Annotated in this window: 2 protein-coding genes; both read right to left on the reverse strand. The window is 60.1% G+C overall.

Annotated elements, in window-relative coordinates; translation table 11 throughout:
* Positions 1 to 106 precede the first annotated feature (106 nt).
* A complete protein-coding gene (locus tag RSB01_RS13895) occupies positions 107 to 2,083 on the reverse strand; it encodes an acetyl/propionyl/methylcrotonyl-CoA carboxylase subunit alpha (protein ID WP_332589931.1) in 1,977 nt (658 codons plus the stop codon).
* A gap of 11 nt (positions 2,084 to 2,094) precedes the next feature.
* Positions 2,095 to 2,893, reverse strand: a 799-nt coding sequence (locus RSB01_RS13900; RefSeq protein ID WP_332625727.1) for a carboxyl transferase domain-containing protein, incomplete at its 5' end; no start/stop codon positions are given.

A 2,893-nucleotide genomic window follows, 5' to 3' on the forward strand; every position in this document is an offset into this window, starting at 1 on the left:
GGTCCGCATCCAGATGGACAAGGCTTTCCAGCGGGCGGTCTTTCAACGCCTTGATAGCAGCATCACGCCATTCAAGCGGTGTCGGGGCGGGGAATTGGCTCATGGTTTACTCGAACTCCACCAGCACGTCGTCAGCCGCCACCGGATCACCGGCCTTGGCCTTGACCGACTTCACCTTGCCGTCACGCTCGGCCTTGAGGATGTTCTGCATCTTCATGGCTTCGATGATGGCGACGGTTTCGCCTTGCTTCACTTCCTGACCTTCGACGACAGGGATGTCGACAACAAGGCCCGGCATCGGCGACAGCACCAGCTTGGAAGTGTCGGCGGCCTTTTTCTCGGGCAGCATCGTATAGAGCGAAGCGATTTCCGGACGCAGGATGCGTACGCGGGCCTTGGTGGCACGCGAGCGAATGTCAAAGCCGTCTGCGGCGCGCTTCACTTCAACCGTAAAGGCTTCCTCGTCCAGCACAGCGCGGAACAGCGACAGACCCGGACGCCAGTCGATTTCCGACAGGGTGACTTCCTCGTCATCGATGATGACGGTCAGGTCCTCGGCTTCGTCGTAACCGACCTCGACCTCATAGGCGGCCTTGTCGACCAGAACGGTCCACTCGCCACGCTCGGACGGATCACCGTCCTGCTCGGCAATGACCTCGTTCATGGCCACAGCCGAAGCGATCAGCTGTTTGACCTGAAGGGCGTTCGGCTCGAGACCGTTAAAGCCCTCGGGGAACTCGTCCTTGATATAGTTGGTGGTCAGAACGCCCGACTGGAAACGCGCCTGATCCATAACCGCAGCCAAGAACGGCACGTTGTGGCCCAGTCCAGACAGGTGGGTGTCTTCCAGAGCGCGCGCCATGCCCTTGATGGCCGCATCACGGGTTTCGCCCCATGCGCACAGCTTGGCGATCATCGGGTCATAGAACATGCTGATCTCGTCGCCCTCGCGGACGCCGCTATCATTACGCACGATGTAGCCGTCTTGTTGGCCCTCAAGCGGTTGCTCGTAGCGCACCAAACGACCAATCGACGGCAGGAAGCCACGATACGGGTCTTCGGCGTAGATACGGCTCTCGATGGCCCAGCCGTTGATCTTCAGGTCTTCTTGTTTGTAGGCGAGGTGTTCGCCCCAAGCCGAGCGGATCATCTGTTCGACCAGATCAACGCCGGTGATCAGTTCGGTCACCGGATGCTCGACCTGAAGACGGGTGTTCATTTCGAGGAAGTAGAACGACTTGTCCTGCCCTGCCACGAACTCGACCGTGCCAGCCGAGTCATAGTTCACGGCTTTTGCGAGTGCGACGGCCTGTGCGCCCATGGCCTGACGCGTGGCTTCGTCCAGCAGCGGCGACGGGGCCTCTTCGATAACCTTCTGGTTACGACGCTGGATCGAGCATTCGCGCTCGAACAGGTGGATGACGTTGCCGTGCTTGTCGCCCAGCACCTGAATCTCGATGTGGCGCGGGTTGACGATGAACTTTTCGAGGAAGACGCGGTCGTCACCGAATGCGCTCATGGCTTCGGCCTTAACGGCGGCAAAGCCTTCGGCCATATCCGCATCGCCTTCGGCCACGCGGATGCCTTTACCGCCGCCGCCAGCTGACGCCTTGATCATGACCGGATAGCCGATCTCGCGGGCGATCTTGACCGCTTCTTCCGGTGTATCGATCAGGCCCATATGGCCCGGAACGGTCGAAACACCGGCTTCGGCGGCGAACTTCTTGGAGGTGATCTTGTCGCCCATGGCGTCAATCGCCTCAGGGTTCGGACCGATAAAGGCGATGCCCTCTGCCTTCAGACGACGCGCAAAGCTGGCGTTTTCCGACAGGAAGCCAAAGCCCGGGTGCACAGCCTGCGCGCCGGTCTTTTTGACGGCATCCACGATCTTGTCCTGGATCAGATAGGACTGTGCCGCAGGCGAAGCACCGATGTGAACGGTTTCATCCGCCATCTCGACCGCCAGCGAACCGGCATCGGCGTCGGAATAAACCACCACCGTCTTGATGCCCATCTTGCGGCAGGTCTTGATGACACGAACAGCAATCTCGCCGCGGTTGGCGATCAGAATTTTATCGAACATTTTTCTGCGACCTACAGCGGGATGTTGTCGTGCTTTTTCCAGGGATTTTCCTGGACCTTGTTCTTCAGCGTACCGAGAGCCTTGATCAGGCGACGGCGCGTGCCGTGCGGCATGATGACGTCGTCGATATAGCCGAGGCCTGCTGCCACGAACGGGTTGGCGAAGCGTTCCTTGTATTCGGCTTCGCGTGCGGCCAGAGCTTCGGGGTCGCCCGCTTCCTTGCGGAAGATGATTTCCACGGCGCCCTTGGCACCCATGACGGCGATTTCAGCGGTCGGCCATGCATAGTTGACGTCGCCACGCAGGTGCTTGGACGACATAACGTCGTATGCACCGCCGTAAGCCTTACGCGTGATGACGGTCAGCTTCGGCACGGTGGCTTCGGCATAGGCGAACAGCAGCTTGGCACCGTGTTTGATCAGTGCGCCGTATTCCTGCTTGGTGCCCGGCATGAAGCCCGGAACGTCCACGAAGGTGACCAGCGGGATACCGAAGGCGTCGCAGAAGCGCACGAAACGCGCGGCCTTGCGGCTGCTGTCGATATCTAGAACGCCCGCCAAGGTCTGAGGCTGGTTGCCGACGATGCCGACGCTCTGGCCATCCAGACGGCCAAAGCCGCAGATGATGTTCTTGGCGAAGTCGGCACCGATCTCGAAGAAGTCCGCCTCGTCCACGACCTTCAGGATCAATTCCTTCATGTCATAGGGCTGGTTCGGATTGGCGGGAACCAGCGTGTCCAGCGAAGACTCTTCGCGGTCGGCCTCGTCATAGCTTTCACGAACCGGCGGCTTTTCGCGGTTCGACAGAGGC

Source organism: Brevundimonas sp., from assembly GCF_036659295.1.
In the GTDB taxonomy this organism is placed as follows: Bacteria; Pseudomonadota; Alphaproteobacteria; order Caulobacterales; family Caulobacteraceae; genus Brevundimonas.

Coding starts and splice junctions, on each gene's coding strand:
- RSB01_RS13895 (WP_332589931.1), bottom strand. CDS start 2,083: ATGTTCGATAAAATTCTGATCGCCAACCGCGGCGAGATTGCTGTTCGT.